Source organism: Microbacterium sp. LB12 (assembly GCF_037150835.1).
GTDB lineage: Bacteria > Actinomycetota > Actinomycetes > Actinomycetales > Microbacteriaceae > Microbacterium.
Genome location: NZ_JBBCPF010000003.1, coordinates 256,767 through 280,427, shown reverse-complemented (window position 1 = coordinate 280,427; position 23,661 = coordinate 256,767). Strand labels below are relative to the sequence as shown.

At 69.0% G+C, this 23,661-nt stretch carries 20 protein-coding genes; 17 read left to right on the top strand and 3 right to left on the bottom strand.

Going from position 1 to position 23,661, the window contains the following annotated elements:
- Positions 1–47: 47 nt before the first annotated feature.
- Positions 48–818: an isocitrate lyase/PEP mutase family protein gene (locus WFM69_RS08335; protein WP_337003543.1), complete on the top strand. Its 771-nt coding sequence runs from the start codon at positions 48–50 to the stop codon at positions 816–818.
- 42 nt (positions 819–860) lie between these two features.
- Positions 861–2,618: a proline--tRNA ligase gene (locus WFM69_RS08330; RefSeq protein ID WP_337003541.1), complete on the top strand. Its 1,758-nt coding sequence runs from the start codon at positions 861–863 to the stop codon at positions 2,616–2,618.
- An 18-nt stretch (positions 2,619–2,636) separates the two neighbouring features.
- On the opposite strand, the gene WFM69_RS08325 is transcribed toward WFM69_RS08330, so the two are convergent.
- A complete protein-coding gene (locus WFM69_RS08325) occupies positions 2,637–3,140 on the bottom strand; it encodes a pyridoxamine 5'-phosphate oxidase family protein (RefSeq protein WP_337003539.1) in 504 nt (167 codons plus the stop codon).
- A 147-nt stretch (positions 3,141–3,287) separates the two neighbouring features.
- On the opposite strand from WFM69_RS08325, the gene WFM69_RS08320 reads away from it, so the two are divergent.
- From WFM69_RS08320 to WFM69_RS08295, 6 genes are all read left to right on the top strand, one after another.
- Positions 3,288–4,328, top strand: coding sequence for a TIGR00730 family Rossman fold protein (locus tag WFM69_RS08320; RefSeq protein WP_337003537.1), 1,041 nt, complete (start codon positions 3,288–3,290; stop codon positions 4,326–4,328).
- Positions 4,329–4,456: 128 nt separating this feature from the next.
- Positions 4,457–5,440 carry a transcription termination factor NusA gene (gene nusA / locus WFM69_RS08315; protein ID WP_337003536.1) on the top strand — a complete coding sequence of 328 codons (984 nt, stop codon included), beginning with the start codon at positions 4,457–4,459 and terminating at the stop codon, positions 5,438–5,440.
- Between the two features lie 62 nt (positions 5,441–5,502).
- Positions 5,503–5,757: a YlxR family protein gene (locus tag WFM69_RS08310; RefSeq protein WP_105668474.1), complete on the top strand. Its 255-nt coding sequence runs from the start codon at positions 5,503–5,505 to the stop codon at positions 5,755–5,757.
- 94 nt (positions 5,758–5,851) lie between these two features.
- A complete protein-coding gene (gene infB, locus WFM69_RS08305; RefSeq protein ID WP_337003533.1) occupies positions 5,852–8,602 on the top strand; it encodes a translation initiation factor IF-2 in 2,751 nt (916 codons plus the stop codon).
- 97 nt (positions 8,603–8,699) lie between these two features.
- Positions 8,700–9,125 (top strand): 30S ribosome-binding factor RbfA, encoded by a 426-nt coding sequence (gene rbfA / locus WFM69_RS08300; RefSeq protein WP_337003531.1) that lies wholly within the window; start codon positions 8,700–8,702, stop codon positions 9,123–9,125.
- Between the two features lie 252 nt (positions 9,126–9,377).
- A complete protein-coding gene (locus WFM69_RS08295) occupies positions 9,378–11,366 on the top strand; it encodes a helix-turn-helix transcriptional regulator (protein WP_337003529.1) in 1,989 nt (662 codons plus the stop codon).
- A 9-nt stretch (positions 11,367–11,375) separates the two neighbouring features.
- Here WFM69_RS08295 and WFM69_RS08290 read toward each other — a convergent pair whose 3' ends face one another.
- Entirely contained in the window at positions 11,376–12,272 is an 897-nt protein-coding gene (locus WFM69_RS08290; protein WP_442928450.1) for an A/G-specific adenine glycosylase, read from the bottom strand.
- A gap of 99 nt (positions 12,273–12,371) precedes the next feature.
- On the opposite strand from WFM69_RS08290, the gene truB reads away from it, so the two are divergent.
- The 6 genes from truB to WFM69_RS08260 all read left to right on the top strand — a co-directional run bounded on the left by truB (position 12,372) and on the right by WFM69_RS08260 (position 18,657).
- Positions 12,372–13,265: a tRNA pseudouridine(55) synthase TruB gene (gene truB, locus WFM69_RS08285; protein WP_337003527.1), complete on the top strand. Its 894-nt coding sequence runs from the start codon at positions 12,372–12,374 to the stop codon at positions 13,263–13,265.
- Entirely contained in the window at positions 13,262–13,630 is a 369-nt protein-coding gene (locus tag WFM69_RS08280) for a hypothetical protein (RefSeq protein WP_337003525.1), read from the top strand. Before truB ends, WFM69_RS08280 begins: the two co-directional genes overlap by 4 nt.
- 57 nt (positions 13,631–13,687) lie before the next feature.
- Positions 13,688–14,125 (top strand): hypothetical protein, encoded by a 438-nt coding sequence (locus WFM69_RS08275; RefSeq protein ID WP_337003523.1) that lies wholly within the window; start codon positions 13,688–13,690, stop codon positions 14,123–14,125.
- A complete protein-coding gene (locus WFM69_RS08270) occupies positions 14,122–15,072 on the top strand; it encodes a bifunctional riboflavin kinase/FAD synthetase (RefSeq protein ID WP_337003521.1) in 951 nt (316 codons plus the stop codon). Before WFM69_RS08275 ends, WFM69_RS08270 begins: the two co-directional genes overlap by 4 nt.
- A 208-nt stretch (positions 15,073–15,280) precedes the next feature.
- Positions 15,281–17,425 (top strand): DEAD/DEAH box helicase, encoded by a 2,145-nt coding sequence (locus WFM69_RS08265; protein ID WP_337003519.1) that lies wholly within the window; start codon positions 15,281–15,283, stop codon positions 17,423–17,425.
- Between the two features lie 203 nt (positions 17,426–17,628).
- Positions 17,629–18,657, top strand: coding sequence for a 6-phosphofructokinase (locus WFM69_RS08260; RefSeq protein WP_337003517.1), 1,029 nt, complete (start codon positions 17,629–17,631; stop codon positions 18,655–18,657).
- Positions 18,658–18,707: 50 nt separating this feature from the next.
- Here the strand turns inward: WFM69_RS08260 and WFM69_RS08255 are convergent, their stop codons facing one another.
- Positions 18,708–20,807 carry a S9 family peptidase gene (locus WFM69_RS08255; RefSeq protein WP_337003515.1) on the bottom strand — a complete coding sequence of 700 codons (2,100 nt, stop codon included), beginning with the start codon at positions 20,805–20,807 and terminating at the stop codon, positions 18,708–18,710.
- A gap of 156 nt (positions 20,808–20,963) precedes the next feature.
- Here WFM69_RS08255 and WFM69_RS08250 point away from each other — a divergent pair, with 156 nt between their 5' ends.
- Genes WFM69_RS08250 through WFM69_RS08240 form a run of 3 tightly spaced genes read left to right on the top strand, consistent with a single transcriptional unit; the run spans position 20,964 to position 23,609 of the window.
- A complete protein-coding gene (locus tag WFM69_RS08250) occupies positions 20,964–22,325 on the top strand; it encodes an inorganic phosphate transporter (protein WP_337003514.1) in 1,362 nt (453 codons plus the stop codon).
- Positions 22,322–22,657: a peptidase gene (locus WFM69_RS08245; RefSeq protein ID WP_337003512.1), complete on the top strand. Its 336-nt coding sequence runs from the start codon at positions 22,322–22,324 to the stop codon at positions 22,655–22,657. The genes WFM69_RS08250 and WFM69_RS08245 overlap by 4 nt, the downstream gene beginning before the upstream one ends.
- 31 nt (positions 22,658–22,688) lie before the next feature.
- Complete coding sequence (locus WFM69_RS08240; RefSeq protein ID WP_337003510.1) at positions 22,689–23,609, top strand: phosphodiesterase; 921 nt, start codon at positions 22,689–22,691, stop codon at positions 23,607–23,609.
- Positions 23,610–23,661 lie beyond the last annotated feature (52 nt).

Here is a 23,661-nt window from a genome sequence, read left to right as displayed (position 1 = left end):
GGTTCGCATCCGGCCCCGCGACCACCGTCGGGCGTTAGCGTGGAGATATGACCACTGCAGAGAAGGCCCAGACCCTCGTCGGACTCTATGACGCGCCGGAGATCCTCCGCGTGGTGAACGTGTGGGACGTCGTGTCCGCTCGCGCCGTCGCCGCGCTCCCCGAGACCACCGCGATCGCCACCGCCGGGCACGGCATCGCCGCGTCGTTCGGCTACGACGACGGCGCGACCCCGCGCGAGGTCATGATCGACATGGTCGGTCGAATCGCCGCAGCGGTCGCCGTTCCCGTCTCGGCCGACCTGGACGACGGCTACGGCGACGCGGGGGAGACCACGCGCCTCGCCATCGCCGCGGGTGTCGTCGGCGCGAACGTCGAGGACAGGCTCAAGCCGCTCGACGAATCCGTCGCGGCGGTCGAGGCGATCGTCAAGGCCGCCGAAGCCGAGGGCGTGCCGTTCGCCCTCAATGCACGCACCGACGCATTCGTCCGTGCCGGCCACCGTCCGATCCAGGAGAGCATCGCCGATGCGATCCAGCGTGGCCGGGCCTACCTCGACGCCGGAGCCACTGCCGTCTTCGTGCCGGGCATCCTCGACATGAACGTCACGCGACAGCTCGTCGAGGGCATCGGAGAGCGCAAGGTCAGCGTGATCGGACTGCCCGGCGCTCTCGCAGCTTCCGAGTACGAGAAGCTCGGCGTCGCACGCATCTCCTACGGGCCGCTGCCGCAGCGCGTCGCGCTCACCGCACTGCAGGAGCTCGCTGCCGACCTGTACGCCGGCGGTGTCGTGCCGGCAAACCTCCCCGCGCTCAACTGACCCCGTCGAAGACGAGTGACCACGGCTCACTAGACTTGCTCCGTGGTCACTCGTCTTTCGAACTTCTTCCTCCGCACACTCCGTGAAGACCCTGCAGGCGCAGAGGTCGCCAGCCACAAGCTGCTGATCCGGGCCGGGTACATCCGCCCGCAGGCAGCGGGCATCTTCGCCTGGCTGCCACTGGGTCTGCGCGTCAAGGCGAAGATCGAGACCGTCGTCCGCGAGGAGATGTCCGCGGCCGGTGCCCAGGAGGTGCACTTCCCGGCGCTCATGCCGCGCGAGGCGTACGAGGCGACCGGGCGGTGGGAGGAGTACGGCGACCTGCTGTTCCGCCTCCAGGACCGCAAGGGCGGCGACTACCTTCTCGCCCCGACGCACGAAGAGGCCTTCACGCTGCTGGTGAAGGACCTCTACTCGTCGTACAAGGACCTGCCCCTGACGATCTACCAGATCCAGGACAAGTACCGCGATGAGGCCCGTCCGCGCGCCGGCCTGCTCCGTGGCCGCGAGTTCACGATGAAGGACGCCTACTCGTTCGACTCATCGGATGAAGGCTTGGACGTGAGCTACCAGGCGCAGCGCGACGCGTACGAGCGCATCTTCCAGCGGCTGGGGCTCGAGTACGTCATCGTGCAGGCGGATGCCGGCGCGATGGGTGGATCCCGCAGCGAGGAGTTCCTGCACCCCACGCCGGTCGGTGAGGACACCTTCGTGCGCAGCGCAGGCGGGTATGCCGCGAACGTCGAGGCCTTCACGACGGCGGTCCCCGAGGCGATCGCCTTCGATGCGGACGCGGCACCGGTCATCTTCGACTCGCCGAACACGCCCACCATCGAGACGCTGGTCGCGCACAGCAACCGCGAGCTCGAGGGGGAGTACACGGCGGCCGACACTCTGAAGAACGTCGTACTCGCGCTCACGCATCTCGACGGCACCCGCGAGCTCGTGATCGTCGGCATCCCGGGCGACCGTGAGGTCGACGAGAAGCGCGCCGAGGTGGCGTTCGCTCCCGCCGAGGTCGAGACGGCCACAGCAGACGACTTCGAGAACAACCCGCTGCTGGTCAAGGGCTACATCGGCCCCTGGTCGCCCACGGGCGCCGTGCTCGGCGAGGAATCGGCCACCGGCATCCGCTACCTGGTCGACCCGCGTGTCAGCGAGGGCACGAGCTGGATCACCGGTGCCAACGTCGATGAGAAGCACGCGCACTCGGTCGTCGCCGGTCGTGACTTCGTGGCCGACGGCATCGTCGAGATCGCGAACGTGCGTGCGGGAGACCCCGCGCCCGACGGTTCGGGTCCGGTCGAGCTCGCCCGCGGCATGGAGATCGGACACGTCTTCCAGCTGGGACGGAAGTACGCCGAGGCTCTGGGCCTCAAGGTGCTGAACGAGAACGGCAAGCTCGTCACGGTGACGATGGGTTCGTACGGCATCGGCGTGACCCGCATCCTCGCGATCATCGCCGAGCTCAACAACGACGACAAGGGCCTCATCTGGCCGGCCTCGGTCGCGCCGTTCGACGTGCAGGTCGTCGCCGCGGGCCGTGACCAGGTGGCCTTCGACGTGGCCGAGAAGATCTCTGCGCAGCTCGAGGCAGCAGGCCTCGACGTGCTCTACGACGACCGCCCCAAGGTCTCGCCCGGCGTGAAGTTCGGCGACGCAGAGCTGGTGGGCGTGCCGAAGATCGTGATCGTCGGACGCGGCGCGGCCGACGGCCAGGTCGAGCTGTGGGATCGCGCGACCGGCGACCGCGATGCGGTCTCGGTCGATGACGTGGTGGCGCGCCTCTCCGCGCGCTGACCGATCACGGGCGCATCGTCAGCAGACGATGCGGCCGTGATTCATGATGTCGTCGTCGGGAGTGCCCCGGGTGACGAGCGCCGTGAGGGCACCCGCGGCCATCGCGATCCGGCCCTTCGCGAGCTCCCAGAACTCCGTGACGGTCGGGGTCACTCGGAGCAGGGCGATGCCCGGCGTGTCGAGCCCGTCGGCGAACCAGACCTCCAGCGACGGCGAGTACAGCTCCTCCATCTTGGCTCGATCGTGCACGACGACGGCGGTGCCGGCGACGGAGACGTACCGCATGCCCTTGGCGTCGCAGTAGGAGAGTCCGACGTGCGGGTGCTGTTGCGCCTCATCCACCTTCTCGGTGTCCTGGGCAGTGAAGAACCAGATGTCACCGGCGTCGTCCATCTGGCGGGTCGACATCGGGCGACTGACGAGGTTCCCCTCGCGGTCGACGGTGGTGAGCATCGTGATGTCGATGTCAGCCACGAGCTCGGCGACGCGGGCGAGGGCTTCAGTCCCAGTGATCTCAGTCATGGCGGCATGGTCTCGCCGTCTGCGGGCGGTGTCACGGGCGTTGACAGCGGAGCCGGATCCGTGATGCGCCCATGAACTCCTCGCGGCGGATGGGTGAACCGGCGTTGCGCCGAGTCGGGCGCAGGCCGGTCGTGACACCCTGGAGACATGATCGACGAACCGCTCCCCGAAGCCCTCAGTGCCGAGATCAACAACGTCCTCGATGACGCGGGAGTGCACACCGATCGCCGTCTGGTGATGCGGATGCTGCGCACTGCGATCCTGCTGGGCGAGGACGGCGCCGACCGGCTCGATCTCAAGATCGCCTCGGCGGCGCTGGCGGAGATGCGCGATGCGTTCCGCCTGTTCGCGCCGTTCCGCGGGGTTCCGAAGGTGACGGTGTTCGGCTCTGCTCGCACGCGTCAGGACGATCCCCTCTACGTGACCGCGCGGGACGTCGCGGCGGCGCTGGCGGGCGACGGGTGGATGGTGGTCACGGGCGCCGGCCCCGGCATCATGCAGGCCGCATCCGAGGGCGCCGGTCCCGCGCTGTCGCTCGGCGTCTCGATCCGGTTGCCGTTCGAGGAGAAGCCGAACGGGTTCGTCGCGGGTCAGGACCACGTCGTGGCGATGAAGTACTTCTTCACGCGCAAGCTCATGCTGATCAAGGAATCCCTCGGATTCATCTGCCTTCCCGGAGGCTTCGGCACACTCGACGAGATGTTCGAGCTGCTCACCCTGCAGCAGACCGGGAAGGCGGAGCCGACGCCCATCGTGCTCCTCGATGAGCCGGGCGGCACCTTCTGGCAGGGGCTGCGGAGCTTCATCGACGATCACCTGGCGCCGACGGGGGTGATCTCGGAGGGCGACTTCGACCGCGTGGTGATCACGGATTCGATCGACGCCGCCCGTGCCGAGATCACGGGCTTCTGGCGCAACTACGACTCGCTGCGGTGGGTGGGCGACGCACTGGTGCTGCGCCTGAAGGCGGAGCCGACGGATGCCGAGGTCGACGCGCTCAACGAGCAGTTCGCCACGATGCTGTCGTCGGGCCGGATCCAGCGGACCGCGCCTCGGCAGCCCGAGGTCGCCGACGACGACAAGCTCGACCTGCCGCGACTGATGCTGCACCTGGACCAGCGTCAGGTGGGCAATCTGTTCCGATTGATCGGCGCGATCAACGCGCTTCCGTCCGCGTCGAAGGACTGATGCCGTCCGCGCGGGATCCCACCGACCCTGAGCGTGCACGGATCGCCGCAGGGCGTCGCGGCACGGTATCGTGGTACGGATGTCGCGCGTGCGAACAGGCGCGACGAGAGCTGAATAGGGAGGCCGTCATGGACATCGAACTGAGTCTGCTGCGAGGGATCGAGAAGGAGAAGGCGATTCCCTTCGACGAGCTCGTCGCGATCATCGAGCAGGCGATCCTGACCGCGTACTCCAAGCACGTCTCGGCGGACGGCGTCACCCCTGAGGGCGTGCGCGTCGACCTGGACCGCAAGACCGGCCACGTCGCCGTGCTGCAGGTCGTCAAGGACGACGAGGGTGCGATCATCGGCGAAGAGGACGCCACGCCGGACGACTTCGGCCGCATCGCCGCCTTCGCCGCGAAGCAGGTCATCAGCCAGCGGCTGCGCGACATCGCGGACGACGTCGTGCTCGGCGACTTCAAGGACAAGGAAGGCGACATCGTCGCAGGTGTGATCCAGCAGGGTCCGAACCCGCGCATGATCCACGTCGACCTCGGCACCGTCGAGGCGATCCTTCCTCCGGAGGAGCAGGTGCCCGGTGAAGAGTACACGCACGGTTCGCGCCTGCGCGTGTACGTCACGAGCGTCGCCAAGGGGCTCAAGGGACCGCAGATCACGGTCTCGCGCACGCACCCCGGGCTCGTCCGCAAGCTCTTCGCCCTCGAGGTGCCGGAGATCGCGGCCGGTCTGGTCGAGATCGTGGCGCTCGCCCGCGAGGCCGGTCACCGCACCAAGATCGCGGTGAAGGCGAACGACCCGTCGATCAACGCCAAGGGCGCCTGCATCGGCGAACTCGGACGTCGCGTGCGCGCGGTGACCGAGGAGCTCGCCGGCGAGAAGATCGACATCGTCGACTACGACACCGACCTCCCGACGTTCGTCGCACACGCGCTCTCGCCCGCGAAGGTGACGAGCTCGTTCGTGCTGGATGCGAACACGAAGGCCGTCCGTGCCCTGGTGCCGGATTACCAGCTGTCGCTCGCGATCGGCAAGGAGGGGCAGAACGCCCGCCTGGCCGCCAAGCTCACGGGAGCGAAGATCGACATCCAGCCGGACAGCGTCCTCGACTGACCGGACTTCGGCCTTCCGCCACGCCCGGGAGCGGGCGAGGCGGGGTGAAACGCAGGTGTAAGATGGAACCCGTACGAACGTGCGTCGGTTGTCGCACGCGTGCTCCCCGCTCCGCCCTTCTCCGGGTGGTTGCCCAGAACGACACCCTCATCCCCGATGAGCGTGCTGTCCTGCCGGGGCGCGGCGCGTGGGTGCATCCGACACCCGAATGCATGGAAGCCGCTCTGCGGCGACGAGCTTTCGGGCGCGCACTGCGTGTGACCACTCAGCTGGACACGCGGACCTTCGAACAGCACCCACCAAGAAACAAAGGCTGAACAGCTATGGAAACAAAGTGAACGGCTCGAAATGAGACCCGTCCGCGACTAGTGGTCTGCCCTGTCTGGGTGGACCGACTCAGACAGGAGAATTGTGGCTGGTAAACCACGCGTACACGAGATCGCCGCCGAACTCGGCGTCGACAGCAAGATCGCACTTGCAAAGCTCAAGGAACTCGGCGAGTTCGTGAAGAGCCCGTCTTCGACCATCGAACCGCCGGTGGCGCGCAAGCTGCGCGCGGCGATCGAGGCCGACAGCTCGCTCAAGGGTGCAGCTCCTGCTGCTCCCGCGGCGAAGCCTGCCGCTGGAGCAGCGGCGAAGCCGGGCAGCAGCTCGACTGCCAAGCCGGCTCCGACCCCGGGCCCGAAGCCCGGTCCTAAGCCTGCCCCGGTGGCCGAGGCACCTGCGCCCGCCGCGCCGACCCCTGCCCCCGTGGCAGAGGCTCCCGCGCCCGCAGCGCCGGCAGCATCCGCGCCCGCTGAGGGCAGCGCACCGACTCCCGGCGCACCGCGCCCGGGCAACAACCCCTTCTCCTCTGCGCAGGGGATGGGCTCGCGTCCGGCCGGTCCGCGCCCGGGCAACAACCCCTTCGCGTCCGCGCAGGGCATGGGCCAGCGTCCGACGCCCGGCAACATCCCGCGTCCGCAGGCTCCGCGTCCCGGTGCACCCCGTCCGGGTGCTCCTCGTCCCGGCTCGCCCCGTCCCGGCGCCCCTCGCGGCGGTCAGGGCGGTCGTCCCGGTGCTCCGTTCCAGCAGCGTCCGGGCGGCCCCGGTCGTCCCGGCGGTGCCGGTGGACCCGGCGGTGCCGGCGGTCCCGGTGCTCGTCCCGGCGGCGGTGGCGGCTTCGCCGGTCGTCCCGGTGGCGGTGGCGGTCGTGGCCGTGGCCCCGGCGGTGGTACCGCAGGTGCCTTCGGCAAGGGCGGCGGCAAGAGCAAGCAGCGCAAGTCGCGGCGGGCGAAGCGGCAAGAGTTCGAGATGCGGAGTGCTCCGGTCGTCGGTGGCGTCAACGTCACCCGCGGCAACGGAGAGGTCATCCGCATGCGCCGCGGCGCCTCCATCGCGGACTTCGCCGACAAGATCGAGACGCTGACCGGTTACACGGTCCAGCCCGGAACCCTCGTCACCATCCTCTTCAACCTCGGCGAGATGGCCACGGCCACCGAGTCGCTGGACGAGGCGACGTTCGAGGTGCTCGGCGAGGAACTCGGCTACAAGATCCAGATGGTCTCGCCCGAGGACGAGGACAAGGAGCTCCTCGAGGGCTTCGGGCTCGACCTCGAGGCCGAGCTGGAGGCGGAGAGCGAGGACGACCTCGAGATCCGTCCGCCGGTCGTCACCGTCATGGGTCACGTCGACCACGGTAAGACCCGCCTTCTCGACGCGATCCGCAAGACCAACGTCATCGAGGGCGAGGCCGGCGGCATCACCCAGCACATCGGTGCGTATCAGGTGTGGACCGAGCACGAGGGCGTCGAGCGCGCCGTCACGTTCATCGACACCCCGGGTCACGAGGCGTTCACCGCCATGCGCGCCCGCGGTGCGCAGGTCACCGACCTCGCGATCCTCGTGGTCGCGGCCGATGACGGCATCATGCCGCAGACGGTGGAGGCCCTGAACCACGCTCAGGCGGCGAACGTGCCGATCGTGGTCGCGGTCAACAAGGTCGACAAGCCGGAGGCCAACCCCTCGAAGGTGCGTCAGCAGCTCACCGAGTACGGCCTGGTCGCCGAGGAGTTCGGTGGAGACGTCATGTTCGTCGACGTGTCGGCTCGCGCCGGCACCGGCATCCAGGACCTCCTCGACGCCGTCCTCCTCACGGCCGATGCCGGTCTCGACCTGACCGCCAACCCGAACAAGGCCGCGCGCGGTGTCGCCATCGAGGCGAAGCTCGACAAGGGTCGCGGCTCGGTCGCCACCGTGCTCATCCAGTCCGGAACGCTCCGCGTCGGCGACGCGATCGTCGCGGGCACCGCCTACGGCCGTGTGCGGGCGATGGCGGACGAGAACGGCGAGCAGGTCCTCGAGGCCTACCCGTCGCGTCCGGTCCAGGTGCAGGGTCTGAACTCCGTGCCCCGCGCCGGCGACGTGTTTATCGTCACCGAGGAAGACCGCATGGCGCGCCAGATCGCTGAGAAGCGTGAGGCCGTCGAGCGCAACGCCCAGCTGGCCAAGGCTCGCAAGCGCATCTCGCTCGAGGACTTCACCCGCGCTCTCGAAGAGGGCAAGGTCGAGTCGCTCAACCTCATCATCAAGGGTGACGTCTCCGGTGCCGTCGAGGCGCTGGAGGAGTCACTCCTCAAGATCGAGGTCGACGACTCGGTGCAGCTGCGCATCATCCACCGCGGTGTCGGTGCGATCACCGAGTCCGACGTGAACCTGGCGACGATCGACAACGCGATCATCGTGGGCTTCAACGTCCGTCCCGACACGAAGGCACGCGAGCGCGCCGCTCGTGAGGGCGTGGACATCCGCTTCTACTCCGTCATCTACAACGCGATCGACGAGATCGAGAGCTCGCTCAAGGGCATGCTCAAGCCGGAGTACGAAGAGGTCCAGTCGGGCGTCGCCGAGATCCGCGAGGTGTTCCGCTCCTCGAAGTTCGGCAACATCGCCGGTGTCATCGTGCGGTCGGGAACGATCACGCGCAACGCCAAGGCCCGCGTCATCCGCGACGGCGTCGTCATCGCCGATGGTCTCGCCATCGAGTCGCTGCGTCGCTTCAAGGACGATGTCACCGAGGTCCGTACGGATTACGAGGCCGGTATCGGCCTCGGCAAGTACAACGACATCCAGATCGGTGACGAGATCGAGACGACCGAGCTCATCGAGAAGCCTCGCGGCTGATCAATTCGACACACACCTTCGGGCGTCCTTCGCTCCTGCTCCTCTCGGAGCACGGAGGCGGGGGACGCCCTGAGGGTTCCTGGACAGGGAGAGAACAATGGCAGGCGAACGACAGGCTCGTCTCGCGGACCGCATCCGCGTGATCCTCGCCGAGCGACTGGAGAAGGGGCTGCGCGACCCGCGCCTCGGCTTCGTCACCATCACCGACGTCCGCGTGAGCGGAGACCTCCAGCACGCGTCCGTGTTCTACACGGTGCTCGGCACGGAGGAGGAGCGCATCTCCAGCGGTGCAGCGCTCACCTCGGCGACCGGCATGCTGCGCTCCGAAGTCGGACGTCAGCTCAGCACGCGACTCGTGCCGACGCTCGAGTTCATCCCGGACGCGCTCCCGGAGAACGCGGATCACATCGGAGCGCTGCTCCGTGAGGCGCAGCAGCGCGATGCGGATGTCGCCAAGCTCGCGTCCTCGGCGTCGCACGCCGGCGACGCCGACCCCTACCGCACAGACGACACCGCGGAGTGATCGCCGTTTGATACGCTCGGCTTCGCGGGATCGCCTCCCGCGAAGCTGAGGGGGATCGGCATCGAGGGTACGACTGCGTCGTCGGCGCTCTTCGTCGCGCCCGCGGCGATCGAGCTGCTCATCGACGACCTGCTCCAACGGGGCCTCGGGTGCGCGCCGCATGTCGTCGCCCGCCTCGCCGCCGAGCTGAACGCCGACGCTGTCACGATCCGCGAAGTCGTCGAGCGACTGTCGATCGCGCAGCGGCAGGGGATGAGCGCACTGCCGAGCCCGCTGCCGCTGGTGCCCGCGATCGCGCGCCGATTCGATGGACTCGACCTCGACGAGCGCGACCGGCTGCTCCTGCTCGCAGTCGCGGTGTGTCTCGACGACGCGCTCGATCCGTTGATCGAGTTCGACGGGCGATCCGCGGTCGAGATCGCCGGCGGTCCCGTCGGTGAACGACTGACGCTGCACGCCGGTCGTGTGCGGTTCGTCGATGCGCGCCTCGCGATCTGGGTGCGAGCGACGACCTGCGCCGCCGGCACCGCGGGCGTGCACACGCGTCTGAGTGTCATCTTCGACCGATGCGGCGATCAGGTCGGGGCGGATTGGCATCGGGCGCGGGCATCGCTCGAGGGGAGTCCGGAGACGGCACCCGAGCTCACGCGCATCGCACGCCGACTCGTGACCGCAGGGCATGCGGATCGTGCGCTCGTGCTTGCGCGCGAAGCCGCTGAGCACGCCACGGGGCCCGAGCGGGATGAGGCGCGTCTGATCGCCGGGTCTTCGTCGTTGAGCGCGGGGTTGATGGCGGATGCGGCTGCTTGGCTCGGGAGTCTCTACCCGCGCGGCGTCGAGCGCTGTCGACTCGAGGCGCTCGGCGGGCTGTTCGTCGCGCAGGCGTTCACGAGCGGCGTCGTGCCGCACGCAGACCTGCGGACGATGCGGCCCCGCACCGGTGAGCGCGACGACTGGCGTTCCTGGGCGCGCGCCGCCGCCTTCGCCGCGTTCCTGTGTGCGGAACGCGGGGAGCGCCGGGAGATGCGGGCCTGGTTGGATGCGCTCCGGGACGCCGCGATGCCCGCCGGAGCGGAACGCGAACTCCGGGATCCGATCGTGGCGTTGAGCTGGCTGATCCTCGGAGAACGCGACATCGAGCAGGTCGCCGGCCGGGGACCGCTGACCGGGGGCATGCTCGAGGCACTGCAGGCCGGTATGGACGGCGACATCGACCGGGGGCTGCAGCTGCTCGCGGAAGACGACACTGCGGTGGCCCCGGAGACCGATCCGCTGGTGCCGGGGTATGAGCGCAGCCCCGTCGTCAGGGCGTACCGCGCGGTCGTCGAGGTGCTGCTGCTCGTCTGGCGCGGCGACATCGGCCTGGCGCGGGCACGACTTGTGCACGCGGCACTCGCGTTCCCGGTGGCTTTGCCGTTCGCCGGGCTCGGGGTGGTGCTCGCGCGGCGACTCGACCTCGCGGTGCTCGGCGAGCTCGGTCCGTTCGCGCGCGCCCTCACGACCTCGTTGCCGGTCGGGGTGCGGATCGATGTGCTCGTCGATCGTGCCATCCGCTCGTTCCTCGCCGGAGAGTTCGACGATGCCGCCTGCACGATCCGGCTCTGGGTCGATCTGGGATCGCCGCAGACCGCGATCGCGGTTCCCGGCCTCGACGAGCTTGCCCTGCTGGCGGGAGATCGCCCCGACCCGGTCGTCCAGATCGAACCGCCCGAGATGGCACGAGCGGAGCGATTGCGCACCCGGATCGCCACGGCGGACGACCGGCAGTGGCGGTCAGAGCGCGAGGAGGTGCACGAGGCCGCGCGCACCCTGCACTCTCCGTTCGCGCGCGCTCGGGTCGAGTCGATGCTGGGCACGAGGCATGCGATCCGTGACGATCATGTCGCCGCGAGGATCCATTTCCAGTACGCCGAGCGGCTGTTCGAGCTGTCCGGGGCGACGGCCTGGGCGCGAGCGATCCGGAACCGACTCGATCGGCTCGATGCGAGGGAGGGAAGCGTCGTCCCCGCGGCCGACCCGCTGTCCGTGTGTCGGCGGGCGTGGTCGTTCTCCCTGACTGCGCGGGAGCTGGAGGTGGCGATGCGGGCGGTGAACGGCGCGGGAAACCGTGACATCGCCGGCGCGCTGCACCTCTCCGTCCGCACCGTCGAGGTGCATCTCGGCCGCGTGTTCACGAAATTGGATGTGCGCAGCCGCGTCGAACTCACTGTGCTGGCGCATCACACCGCGCGGCATCTCTGATCGCGAGGTTCAGCGGGGGAGTGAGAGGGCTTCGCCGTCCGCCTCGGCGAGCCCGTCCGCGATGAGCGAGTCGATCGCCCGATCGCGCTGTCGGGCATCCGGCCATGCGGGCAGGACGGCGATGAGCGGCACGGGTTCGGGGGAGGCACCGCGCAACAGCCGCAGGACCGCGCCGCGAGCCTGGCGATCGGAGCCCTCGTACGTGGCCTGGCGGCGTCGGGTGTCACCGGTGTCCGGTCTGCCGGCGGCAAGCCACGCGCAGTCCGACGAGAGAGGACAGATCTCGCAGCGGGGCGAACGGGCCGTGCACACGGTCGCGCCGAGCTCCATCGCTGCGGCGTTGAACAGTGCGGCATCGGCGACATCGGCCGGGAGCAGCGACGCCATCAGGTCGAGATCGCGGCGTGAGGGCGGGGCCGGATGGGCGCGGCCTTCGATCGCTCTCGCCAGTACTCGGCGGGTGTTGGTGTCGACGACGGGATGACGGTCGCCGTACGCGAAGACGGCGACGGCACGTGCGGTGTAGTCGCCGATGCCGGACAGGGCGAGGAGAGAGTCGACCTCACGGGGCACCACGCCGCCGTGTCGGTCGGTGATCTCGACCGCCGCGCGGTGCAGCCAGAGAGCGCGCCGCGGATAGCCGAGGTTCGCCCACTGCGTCACGACGTCGGCCGGCGTCGCCGCGGCCATGGCTGTCGGCGTCGGCCACCGCCCGAGCCACGCCTCCAGGTGCGGGATGACCCGGGTGACCGGGGTCTGCTGCAGCATGAACTCGCTCACGAGCACACCCCAGGCGCCGAACTCCTCGTGGAACTCGGGCCGTCGCCACGGCAGATCGCGCGCGGAGGATCGGTACCATGTGGGCAGGCCCGGCATCGCGTCGGGAGAGACCTGCGCTTCGGGCATCCCTCCAGCCTACGGGAGCGGATCGTCGACGCTGCGGTTCGGCGTCCGCTGTGCGCGGGAGCGGCAGGGCGCGCCTCGCGCCGTCGGTAGGCTGGGGGAATGGTCTCGCCCGGCATCCTCCTCGTCGACAAGCCCGCAGGACTGACCAGCCACGACGTGGTCGCCCGCACGCGCCGCGCGTTCGGCACCCGCAAGGTGGGCCATGCCGGGACACTCGACCCGATGGCGACCGGCCTCCTCGTGATCGGCATCGAGGGGGCGACGAGACTGCTCACCTACATCGTGGGTGCGGACAAGACATACGCGGCGACGATCCGTCTCGGACAGACCACCAGCACCGACGATGCCGACGGCGAGTTCGTGCAGCAGGCCGATCCGGAGGCGTGGGGCGCCGTCACCGACGACGCGGTGGCGGCAGGCATCTCGACCCTCACGGGAGAGATCTCCCAGGTGCCGAGCTCGGTCTCCGCGATCAAGGTCGACGGACGGCGTGCCTACGATCGCGTGCGCGCCGGCGAAGAGGTCGTTCTTGCGGCGCGTGATGTCGTGGTCTCGCGGTTCGACCTGCTCGACAGGCGCCAGGGTGATGGATGGCTCGACCTCGACGTGCTCGTCGACTGCTCGTCGGGCACGTACATCCGCTCGCTCGCGCGCGACCTCGGTGCCGCCCTCGGCGTCGGTGGTCACCTGACGGCGCTCCGACGCACCAGGGTCGGCCCGTTCGACGTCACGGACGCCGTCGACGTCGACGCACTCGAGGGTGCTGCCACGCTGACCCCCGCCACGGCGGCCTCCCGCATCCTCGAGGTGCTCGACGTCTCGGCCGATGAGGCGCGCGACCTCCGCCACGGCAAGCGCCTGACCGATCAGGCGTCCAGGCTCAGCGGGCGCATCGCCGCGGCGATCGACCCCGACGGCGTGCTGGTGGGCATCATCGAGAAGCGCGGTGCCGACCTGAAGAGCGCCATGAACATGCCGGAGGGTGACCGATGATCCTGTGGTTCACGATCGCGCAGATCGCGGTCGCCGTGGTGGCGGGACTCTTCTGCGTCGTCGCGGGGCTCATCGGGCGCCGGCCGAGTGATTTCAGCGTCGGCGCCCTCGCCCTCGTCGAAGTGCTCCTGGTGATCCAGGTCATCCTGGCGATCATCGCCCCCTTCGCGGGCAACCCGCCCACCGGCGACCTGCTCGAGTACTGGGTGTACCTGGTCTCGGCGGTGCTGCTCCCGGTCGGCGCAGTGCTCTGGGCGCTCATGGAACGCAGCCGCTGGAGCACCGTGATCCTCGGTGTCGCCGCACTCGCCATCGCGATCATGCTGTGGCGCATGCAGGTCATCTGGACGATCCAGATCGCCTGACGCCCGAGTTCGTGGCGGAGTCCGACCTCCTCCCGCGGCTCTAGGATGGAATGCGCTATGAGCTCCACCGCCCCCTCCACTCGGATGACCGGAATCGGTCGCGTGCTCGTGATCGTCTACGCCGTCATGGCGCTGGCCGCCACGGGGCGCAGTTTCGTGCAGATCGTCCGTCGATTCGACGAGGCGCCACTCGCGTACTCGCTGTCCGCTCTCGCCGCCGTGGTCTACATCCTCGCGACGCTCGCCCTCGTCCTCGCTCGTCGTCGCGGCTGGTACACGGTCGCCTGGGTCGCGATCGTCTTCGAACTCACCGGCGTGCTCGTCGTGGGGCTGCTGAGCATTCTGATGCCGGAGTCGTTCCAGCACGAGACCGTGTGGTCGCTGTTCGGCCGCGGATACCTGTTCATCCCGCTGGTGCTCCCGGTCTTCGGGATCTGGTGGCTGCGCACGCACCGTCCCGTCGATGTCGCCCAGCCGGTCGGGGTCGACGCGTGATCGTCTTCCGCAGTCCGGAAGAGGTGCCGGCAGGCTTCGGGCCGAGCGCGGTCGCCATCGGCAAGTTCGACGGTGTGCACGCCGGACATCGAGCGGTGATCCGGCGTTTGAACGAGGCGGCGGCAGCCACCGGCAGCCGCTCGGTCGCGGTCACGTTCGACCGCAACCCGCTCGCGATCCTGCGGCCCGATCGCTGCCCGGAGAACGTCGTCACCGTCGATCGCAAGCTGGAGCTGCTCGGTGAACTCGGCATCGACGCGACGCTCGTGCTCACGTTCGACGAGGAGCTCGCCGCACGCAGCGCCGACGATTTCGTGGCCGACATCCTGGTGGGAGCGCTCGAGGTGTCCACGGTGCTCGTCGGCGAGGATTTCCGTTTCGGCAACCGCGGCGCGGGAACACCCGAGCTGCTTCGGAAGCTGGGGCCCGAGTTCGGGTTCACCGTCGAGGTGGTCGACGACGTGTATCTGCCCGGCTCGTCGCGACGCGTCTCGTCGAGCTGGATCCGGGAGCTGCTGATCGAGGGCGACGTCGCCGGCGCGGCGAAGGTGCTCGGCCGCAACCCGGACGTGCGCGGCGAGGTCGTGCACGGTCTCAAGCGTGGTCGTGAGCTCGGCTTCCCGACCGCCAACCTCTCCACCATCGTCGATGCCTTCGTGCCCGCCGATGGTGTGTACGCGGGATGGCTCGTCGACCACGACACGGGTATCCGGCATCCGTCGGCGATCTCGGTGGGGACGAACCCCACGTTCGACGACGTGCTGGTCCGCCAGGTGGAGGCGCACGTGCTGGGGGAGACCGGCCTCGATCTCTACGGACACGACGTCACGGTCGAGTTCGTCGAGCGACTGCGCGGGATGGTCGCTTTCGAGGGCATCGAGAAGCTGATGGCGCAGATGGCGGACGATGTGACCGACGCGGCGCGAGTGCTCGGTCGGTCCGACTGACCCGACGGCGCCCTGAAGGGTGCGTGATCCGCGTGTCGGCGGCGTGATGGCATAGAATGGACACGGCTCCCGCCGCCACCCGCATGTCTCGCGTGGTGAGACGGGAAGAAGATCCACTGTTCGTACGGTCCTGGCTCACGCCACACGCGGACAACGAGAACGGCCCCGGCTTCACGACGATGCCGGAGCCTTCACGCTCAGGAGGAGCATGCCGACCACGGCAACCGCCGCCACGCGGCGCAAGAAGACGTCCCGTCGTGATGACGAGGCCCCCCTCATCCCGATCCTCGCGCGCAAGGTGCGCGAGATCGAGGCGAAGTCGCAGCGGGGGAAGCTCGGTCCGACGAACCGGGTGAAGTTCCAGGTGATCGCCTTCCTGGTGCGCGAGGAGCGCGCCAGGGTGAAGGCCGATGCCGAGCTCGGCGACCCCGCTCGCGCCGAGCTGCTGAAGCGGCTCGACGGTGTGGCCACCATCCTCGCCAAGACGGCCGCACGCGACACCTCGCTGATCCAGCTCCTCGAAGCCGACCAGGCGACGTCGCCGGTGGCGAAGCGCATGCGCAGGGACTGGCTGCTGGAGTCGGGCGCGGAGCTCGCGCCGGAAGAGCTCATCATCGCCGACGCCGCCCCCGTGCAGATCTCTGTGGTCCCGGCCGCGATCGCGGAACGCCAGGTCACGCCCCCCTCCGTCGAGGCGCGGCAGCTGGCCAATCCGTTCCTCGCCCCCGACCTGACGCCGCGCTCCACCGTGACGCCGCGCCGTCGTCTTGACGGCTGGGAGCTCATGGGGCCGCTGTACAAGGCGTTCGAGACCGGTGCGGGCGGTTCCGCGGCGTCGATGGAGCTGCCTCCTGCGCCTGAGTTCGACCATCTGTCGCCCAAGGGCCTCGAGGTCATGGTGCACCAGTCGCGCTTCCTCGAGGCGGTGCGCGCGGGCCACCGCAGCTTCCTGCTCGCGGACGAGCCCGGGCTCGGCAAGACCGCGCAGTCGGTGCTCGCCGCCTCCGTGGCGGGCGCCTACCCGCTGCTGGTCGTGGTGCCGAACGTGGTGAAGATGAACTGGGCGCGCGAAGTCGAACGCTGGACGCCGCAGCGTCGCGCGACGGTCATCCAGGGCGACGGCGACGACATCGACGCCTTCGCCGACGTGTTCATCGTGAACTACGAGATCCTCGACCGCCACATGTCGTGGCTTGCGTCCATCGGCCTGCGCGGCATGGTGGTCGACGAGGCGCACTTCATCAAGAACCTGTCGTCGCAGCGGTCGCAGAACGTGCTGTCGCTCGCGGCGCAGGTGCGTGAGCGCACGCCCGGTCACGATCCGCTGATGCTCGCCCTGACCGGTACGCCGCTGATCAACGACGTCGAGGACTTCGACGCGATCTGGCGGTTCCTCGGCTGGACCACCGGCGAGAAGCCCGGCCCCGAGCTCATGGAGAAGCTTGACGCGACCGGATTCACTCCGGCGGACAAGGCGTTCTACCCCGAGGCCCGTGACGCCGTGATCTCGATGGGCATCGTCCGTCGCAAGAAGAAGGACGTCGCGGCCGATCTCCCGGACAAGCTGATCGCCGACCTGCCGGTGCAGCTCGACGACGAGTTCGGGCGCAGCATCCGCCAGGCGGAGCGCGAGCTGGGGGAGCGGCTGGCCGCTCGCTACCGGCGCATCATCGACGCGCGCGGCGATCGGGGACTGGCCCCCGGAGAGATCGACGACGACATCGTGCGCCTGGTCGCCCAGAACGAGCTCGAGGAGTCGAAGGCTGCCGGCACCGGCGGCGACAACGTCTTCACGATGGTCCGACGGATCGGTCAGGCCAAGGCTCAGCTCGCCGCGGACTATGCCGCGCAGCTGCAGCGCTCGGTCGGCAAGGTCGTCTTCTTCGCGAAGCACATCGACGTGATGGATCAGGCGGAGGCGCACTTCGCCGCCGCCGGCATCCGTGCGGTGTCGATCCGCGGAGACCAGACGTCTACTGCACGTCAGCAGGCGATCGACGACTTCAACGGCGACCCCGCCGTGGGCATCGCGGTCTGCTCGCTCACCGCCGCGGGCGTCGGCCTCAACCTGCAGGCGGCATCGAACGTGGTGCTCGCCGAGCTGTCCTGGACGGCCGCCGAGCAGACGCAGGCGATCGACCGCGTGCACCGCATCGGTCAGGACGAGCCGGTCACCGCATGGCGCATCATCGCCGCGCACACGATCGACGCGAAGATCGCCGAGCTGATCGACCAGAAGCAGGGGCTCGCGGCGCGCGCGCTCGATGGCGAAGCGACCGACGAGACGGCGGCCGAGCCGGTGCAGCTGGCTGCGCTCATGCACCTGCTCCGTCAGGCGCTGGGCGCCGCGTAGGGCTGAAGAACGCCGGTTCTTAACGTCGAAATCGAGGCGTTCTCGGCTCCGATCGGGAAGATCGTCGATATCGGCGGGAACCCGTGTCAAGATCGACGGTTTTCGGTGCCTTCGAATGGCGCCCGGGGACACCGGGGCGCTAGTGTCGATCGCAGGCAACGTCGCCTCTTCCCCCATCACCCGAACGTCTGAAGGCACCCAGCATGAAGATCGGCATCCTGACGAGCGGCGGCGACTGCCCCGGCCTCAACGCGGTCATCCGCGGCATCGTGCTCAAGGGCACCACCACGTACGACCTGGAGTTCGTCGGCATCCGCGACGGATGGCGCGGTCTCGTCGACGGCGACTTCATGCCGCTCACCCGCCACGAGGTGAAGGGCCTGTCCAAGGTCGGCGGCACGATCCTCGGCACGAGCCGCACCAACCCGTACGAGGGTGAGCGCGGAGGCGCCGACAACATCGCCAAGACCCTCTACGGGCACAAGATCGACGGCGTGATCGCGATCGGCGGCGAGGGGACCCTCGCCGCGGCCGACCGCCTGGCGAAGGACGGCATCAAGGTCATCGGCGTCCCGAAGACGATCGACAACGACCTGCAGGCCACCGACTACTCGTTCGGCTTCGACACCGCGGTGAACATCGCCACGGACGCCATGGACCGCCTGCGCACCACCGGCGACTCGCACCAGCGCTGCATGGTCGCCGAGGTCATGGGGCGGCACGTCGGCTGGATCGCCCTGCACGCGGGCATGGCAGCGGGCGCACACGTCATCTGCATCCCCGAGGTGCCGATGTCGATCGACGACATCACCGAGCTGGTCACCAGCGCACACGACCGCGGCCGCGCGCCGCTGGTCGTCGTCTCCGAGGGCTTCAAGCTGCTCGGAATGGAGGAGGCCTACAGCGACAAGGGTCTCGACGCGTTCAACCGGCCGCGACTGGGGGGAATCGGTGACCTGATCGCCCCGGAGATCGAGCGCATCACCGGCATCGAGACGCGGGCGACGATCCTCGGACACATCCAGCGTGGCGGTTCCCCGTCGGCGTTCGACCGGGTGCTCGCGACGCGTCTCGGGCTGCACGCCGCAGACGCGATCGTCGATGGCGCCTGGGGGCAGATGGTCGCGATGCAGGGCACGGACATCGTCCGGGTGCCGTTCGCGGATGCCCTGGGTGAGCTGAACACCGTCCCGCGCTACCGCTACGACGAGGCCGCCGCCCTCTTCGGCTGAGTCTGCGATGTGCCCGACCCGCGCGCGGAGAGCGGGGCCGGGCCGGAAGCTCACGCCTCGGCGAGACCGAGGGTGTCGAGCAGCCAGGCGAGCTCGAACGCCCGCTCCTTCCAGGAGTTGTAGCGTCCGCTCACGCCGCCGTGCCCGGCGACCATCTCGCACTTGAGCAGCACGTCGCTCGCACCGGCCTCGCGCAGCCGGGCGACCCACTTCGCCGGTTCCACATAGAGCACGCGGGTGTCGTTGAGCGAGGTCACCGCGAGGATGCGCGGGTACTCGACGCCGTCGCGCACGTTCTCGTACGGGGTGTACGACTTCATGTACGCGTAGACGTCGGCGTCATGGAGCGGGTCGCCCCACTCGTCCCACTCCACCACGGTCAGCGGGAGCGATGGGTCGAGGATCGACGTCAGTGCGTCGACGAACGGCACACCGGCGAGGATGCCGGCGAAGAGCTCGGGCGCGAGGTTGGCGACGGCGCCCATCAGCAGACCGCCGGCGCTGCCGCCCTCGGCCACCATCCGTTCCGGCGTCGTGACGCCGGTCGCGACGAGATGCTCACCGCACGCGACGAAGTCCGTGAACGTGTTGCGCTTGTGGAGCAGCTTGCCGTCCTCGTACCACTGCCGTCCCATCTCACCGCCGCCGCGGACGTGCGCGACCGCGAAGATCACGCCGCGGTCGAGCTCGGAGAGGCGCGCGACCGAGAAGCCGGGGTCGATGGAGTGTTCGTACGAACCGTACCCGTACAGGTGCACGGGGCGCGCCTCGGCCCCGGGCTCTCCGAACGAGCGCTTCCAGACGAGCGAGATCGGCACGCGGACGCCGTCGGAGGCGGTGGCCCACTCTCGTCGCTGTCCGTACTCGGCCGGGTCGTATCCGCCCAGCACCCTGACCTGCTTGCGCAGCACCAGCTCGCGGGTCGCCAGGTCGAGGTCGTACACGGTCCCCGGCGTGACGAACGACGTGTAGCCCAGGCGCAGGAACGGGGAGTGCCACTCCGGGTTCCCGCTCACACCTGCCGAGTAGAGCGGCTCGTCGAAGGCGAGCTCGTCCACGGCGTCGGTGGCGTAGTCGAGCAGCCCCACGCGTTCGAGGCCTTCGCTGCGGTACTCCACGGTCGCGAAGTCGCGGAAGGCATCGACGCCGAGTAGTCGTCGACCCTGCTCGTGCGGCACGACCACGCGTCGCGCGCCCTGCGGGTCGGCTGCCGCGACCGAGACGAGCTCGAAGTCGAGCGCCCCGTCGTTGTGAAGCACCAGCAGCCGGTCCTCGCCGTCGATCACGGCGTGTTCGACCGAGTACTCGACTCCGGCGCGGCGCGGCCAGACCAGCTGCGGCGCGGCGGTGAGATCGCCGGTCAGGTCGACAAGGTACTCCTCGCTCGTGATGCTCGATCCGACGCCGATGACCAGGTAACGGCGGCTGCGGGTGATCCCGGCCCCCAGCCAGAACTTCTCGTCCGGCTCGTGGAACAGCTTCACGTCGTCCGACAGGGGAGTGCCGAGCCGGTGCAGCCACAGAGTGTCGGGACGCCAGGCGTCGTCACGGGTCGTGTACAGCACCCCGGTGCCATCGGGGGTGAAGAAGGCGCCTCCCGTGTTCGGGATCTCGTCGTCGAGTGTCACACCGGTGGTGAGGTCGCGCACGTGCACCGTGTAGAGCTCGTCGCCCTCGAAATCGGTCGACCAGAGCAGCTTCGTCGCATCGTCTGACGTGTCGAAGGCACCGAGCGAGAAGAACTCGTGACCCTCGGACTCGACGTTCCCGTCGAGCAGGACCACTTCGCCGGGCACCGCGACGCCGGGTTCGAGGCGCGGGGGAGTCCAATCGTCGACCTCGGCGGCCGCGCGGCAATGGATGCCGTACTGCGCCCCTTCCTCGGTACGGCTGTAGTACCACCAGTCGCCGCGGCGGGTCGGCACCGAGAGGTCGGTCTCCTGCACGCGGCTCTTGATCTCGTGGAACAGCTGCTCGCGCAGGCCCGCGAGGTGGGCGGTCGCAGCGTCGGTGTGCGCGTTCTCCGCCTCGAGGTGGGAGATCACCTCCGCGGACTCCTTGGCGCGAAGCCACTCGTAGGGATCGTCGAAGGTATCACCGTGGTGGGTGCGCAGGGTCGAACGGCGGTCGGCAACGGGAGCGTCAGTCACCGTCTCACGCTATCCCAGGTCGAGTTGACCGGCACGGGGCAGGGTGGGAGGATTTACCGGGGCCGGTTAACGGAAGTCAAACCCACGGTGAACTCTTCGTTCATCACGTCGATCTCGTCGACACCTCCTTCTTCCTCAAACGACCGAAAGCGAACGGTGGAAACCGCAGCCCTCATCGTCGTGCTTGTCATCGCGCTGGCACTCTTCTTCGACTTCACCAACGGCTTTCACGACACGGCGAATGCCATGGCGACGCCGATCGCCACGGGCGCTCTGAAGCCCAAGACCGCTGTGCTGCTCGCCGCAGTGCTGAACCTCGTCGGTGCCTTCCTGTCCACCGAGGTCTCCAAGACCATCTCCGGCGGCATCATCCGCGAGGACGCGATCATCCAAGCCGGAGCGGATCTGTTCCTCTCCCTGATCTTCGCCGGGCTCATCGGCGCGATCACCTGGAACATGCTGACCTGGCTCCTCGGACTGCCGTCGAGCTCCTCCCATGCGCTGTTCGGCGGCCTGATCGGTGCAACTCTGGTCGGCGCCGGCATCGGCGGGATCGACTTCGGCATGGTGCTCTCCAAGATCGTGCTTCCCGCGCTGATCGCCCCGGTCACCGCCGGCCTGATCGCATTCGCGGCGACGAAGATCGCATACTCGGTCACCCGCCGCTACGACGGCAAGCCCGACGGCCGCGACGGATTCCGCTGGGGACAGATCTTCACCTCGTCGCTGGTCGCGCTCGCGCACGGCACCAATGACGCGCAGAAGACCATGGGTGTCATCACGCTTGCCATGATCACGATCGGATGGCAGTCGGGGGCGCACCACGAGCCCGAGCTCTGGGTGATCATCGCCTGTGCGTTCACAATCGCTCTCGGTACCTACCTCGGCGGCTGGCGCATCATCCGCACGCTGGGCAAGGGCCTCACCGACGTCAAGCCCGCGCAGGGTTTCGCGGCGGAGAGCTCGACAGCGGCCACGATCCTCGCCTCCAGCGCCCTCGGCTTCGCGCTCTCCACGACGCAGGTCGCCTCGGGGTCGGTCATCGGCTCCGGTCTCGGTCGCCGCGGCTCCGCGGTCCGTTGGCGGACCGCCGGCCGTATCGGCGTCGGCTGGCTGCTGACCCTTCCCGCCGCGGGTGCGGTGGGTGCGCTGGCCGCGCTGCTGGTGGTCTGGCTCGGACACTGGGGTGTCGCGATCGACGCGGTTCTCGCGCTCGCGATCATCCTCGGCCTGTTCATGCGCTCGCGCCGCAACGCGGTGACCTCGGCGAATGCGATGAGCGACGTGGCGGAGTCCGGGCGGGCGATCGAGCTTCCCGACATGCCGCCGCCCACGCGTCGCCAGCAGCGGATCGAGCAGGCCAAGGCCGAGGCCAAGGCGCGCGCCGAGGCACGGGAGCAGGCGAAGGCGCAGGCGAAGAAGGACGCCGCGGACAAGGCCAAGAAGAAGGCGGAGGCCAAGGCCGGCTCCGGCGCGTCGAAGAAGGCGTCCGCGGACAAGAACGGGGAGTCGAAATGAACGTCGTGATCGACTGGCTCGCGTTCCTGCAGGTGTTCGCCGCCGCTCTCATCGGCGCGGCGGCCATCGTCACCTTCTACTCCCTGGGGTTGCGGCTGCTGGTGCGCAGCGGTCGGGCACCCGTGGTGAGCCCCGCGGAGTTCACCGACGCCATCACGGTGATCTCCGAGAAGGAGCTCAAGCGTGCCGAGAAGCAGGCCGCCAAGGCCGCGCGGAAGAGCCCGTTGACCGAGGGGCAGAAGTCCCTCGCGCTCGTCGGCGCGTATGGATGCTTCGTCCTCTGCGGCGCCGCGGTCGTCGGCGGCATCCTGATGCTCGTGATCGGTCACTGACGAGGTCGTCGCCTCCCCATAGGCTGTAGCCATGGCCGCAGGAACCGTCCGTCCGTACGTCTTCGGTCGGCATGAGCCGGCATCGCACGTCATCATCCACGTCAGCGATCCGCACTTCCTCGCCGCGGGAGCGCACCTCGGCGGACGATACGACGTCGCAGCGAATTTCGCACGGACCCTGGACGCGATCCGCGCGGTGCACCCGCACCCGGCGGCGATCGTGATCACCGGGGATCTCACCGATCTGGGGGAGCCCGACGCCTATCGACGCCTGCGTGCGGCGGTCGAGCCCATCGCCGCCGAGCTGGGTGCGCCGGTGGTGTGGGTCGCCGGCAACCACGACGAGCGGCCGGCGTTGCGTGCCGGCCTGCTGGACCTCGAACCCACTGAAGAGCCTCTCACGGGCGTGTGGGACCTCGACGGCCTGCGCCTCATCGCGCTCGACACCAGCGTGCCCGGCTGGCATCACGGAGACCTCGACGAGGGCCAGCTCTCGTGGTTGGCCGATGTGCTCGCAGAGCCCGCACCGTACGGCACGCTGCTCGCGATGCACCACCCGCCGATTCCGAGCCACCTTCCGCTCTTCGACATCCTGGAGCTTCGGCACCAGGACGAGCTGGCCGAGATCGTGCGCGGCAGCGATGTGCGCGGCATTCTCGCGGGGCATCTGCACTACTCGTCGCAGGGAACGTTCGCGGGTGTGCCGGTGAGCGTGGCATCGGCGACCTGCTACACGATGAACGTGGCGCTGCCCTCGGCCGAGGTGAACGGGATGGACGCCGCGCAGGCGTTCCAGCTCGTCCACGTGTACCCGGAGACGATCACGCACACCGTCGTCCCGGTGACCGATGCCCCCACCGGCGACTACTTCTCGGAGGCCTGGCTGGAGCGCATGGCGGCTCTCACTCCGGAAGCGCGACTCGAGGCGTTCTCCCGCAAACGCGATCGCTGAGCGGCGTAGACTGGACGCATCCCCCACTCTTTTCACTCGCCACGACCCACGA

Coding starts and splice junctions, on each gene's coding strand:
- WFM69_RS08275 (WP_337003523.1), top strand. CDS start 13,688: ATGAGCTCCACCGCCCCCTCCACTCGGATGACCGGAATCGGTCGCGTG.
- WFM69_RS08240 (WP_337003510.1), top strand. CDS start 22,689: ATGGCCGCAGGAACCGTCCGTCCGTACGTCTTCGGTCGGCATGAGCCG.
- WFM69_RS08335 (WP_337003543.1), top strand. CDS start 48: ATGACCACTGCAGAGAAGGCCCAGACCCTCGTCGGACTCTATGACGCG.
- rbfA (WP_337003531.1), top strand. CDS start 8,700: ATGGCAGGCGAACGACAGGCTCGTCTCGCGGACCGCATCCGCGTGATC.
- nusA (WP_337003536.1), top strand. CDS start 4,457: ATGGACATCGAACTGAGTCTGCTGCGAGGGATCGAGAAGGAGAAGGCG.
- WFM69_RS08260 (WP_337003517.1), top strand. CDS start 17,629: ATGAAGATCGGCATCCTGACGAGCGGCGGCGACTGCCCCGGCCTCAAC.
- truB (WP_337003527.1), top strand. CDS start 12,372: ATGGTCTCGCCCGGCATCCTCCTCGTCGACAAGCCCGCAGGACTGACC.
- WFM69_RS08280 (WP_337003525.1), top strand. CDS start 13,262: ATGATCCTGTGGTTCACGATCGCGCAGATCGCGGTCGCCGTGGTGGCG.
- WFM69_RS08265 (WP_337003519.1), top strand. CDS start 15,281: ATGCCGACCACGGCAACCGCCGCCACGCGGCGCAAGAAGACGTCCCGT.
- WFM69_RS08320 (WP_337003537.1), top strand. CDS start 3,288: ATGATCGACGAACCGCTCCCCGAAGCCCTCAGTGCCGAGATCAACAAC.
- WFM69_RS08295 (WP_337003529.1), top strand. CDS start 9,378: ATGAGCGCACTGCCGAGCCCGCTGCCGCTGGTGCCCGCGATCGCGCGC.
- WFM69_RS08245 (WP_337003512.1), top strand. CDS start 22,322: ATGAACGTCGTGATCGACTGGCTCGCGTTCCTGCAGGTGTTCGCCGCC.
- WFM69_RS08325 (WP_337003539.1), bottom strand. CDS start 3,140: ATGACTGAGATCACTGGGACTGAAGCCCTCGCCCGCGTCGCCGAGCTC.
- WFM69_RS08310 (WP_105668474.1), top strand. CDS start 5,503: ATGGAACCCGTACGAACGTGCGTCGGTTGTCGCACGCGTGCTCCCCGC.
- WFM69_RS08290 (WP_442928450.1), bottom strand. CDS start 12,272: ATGCCCGAAGCGCAGGTCTCTCCCGACGCGATGCCGGGCCTGCCCACA.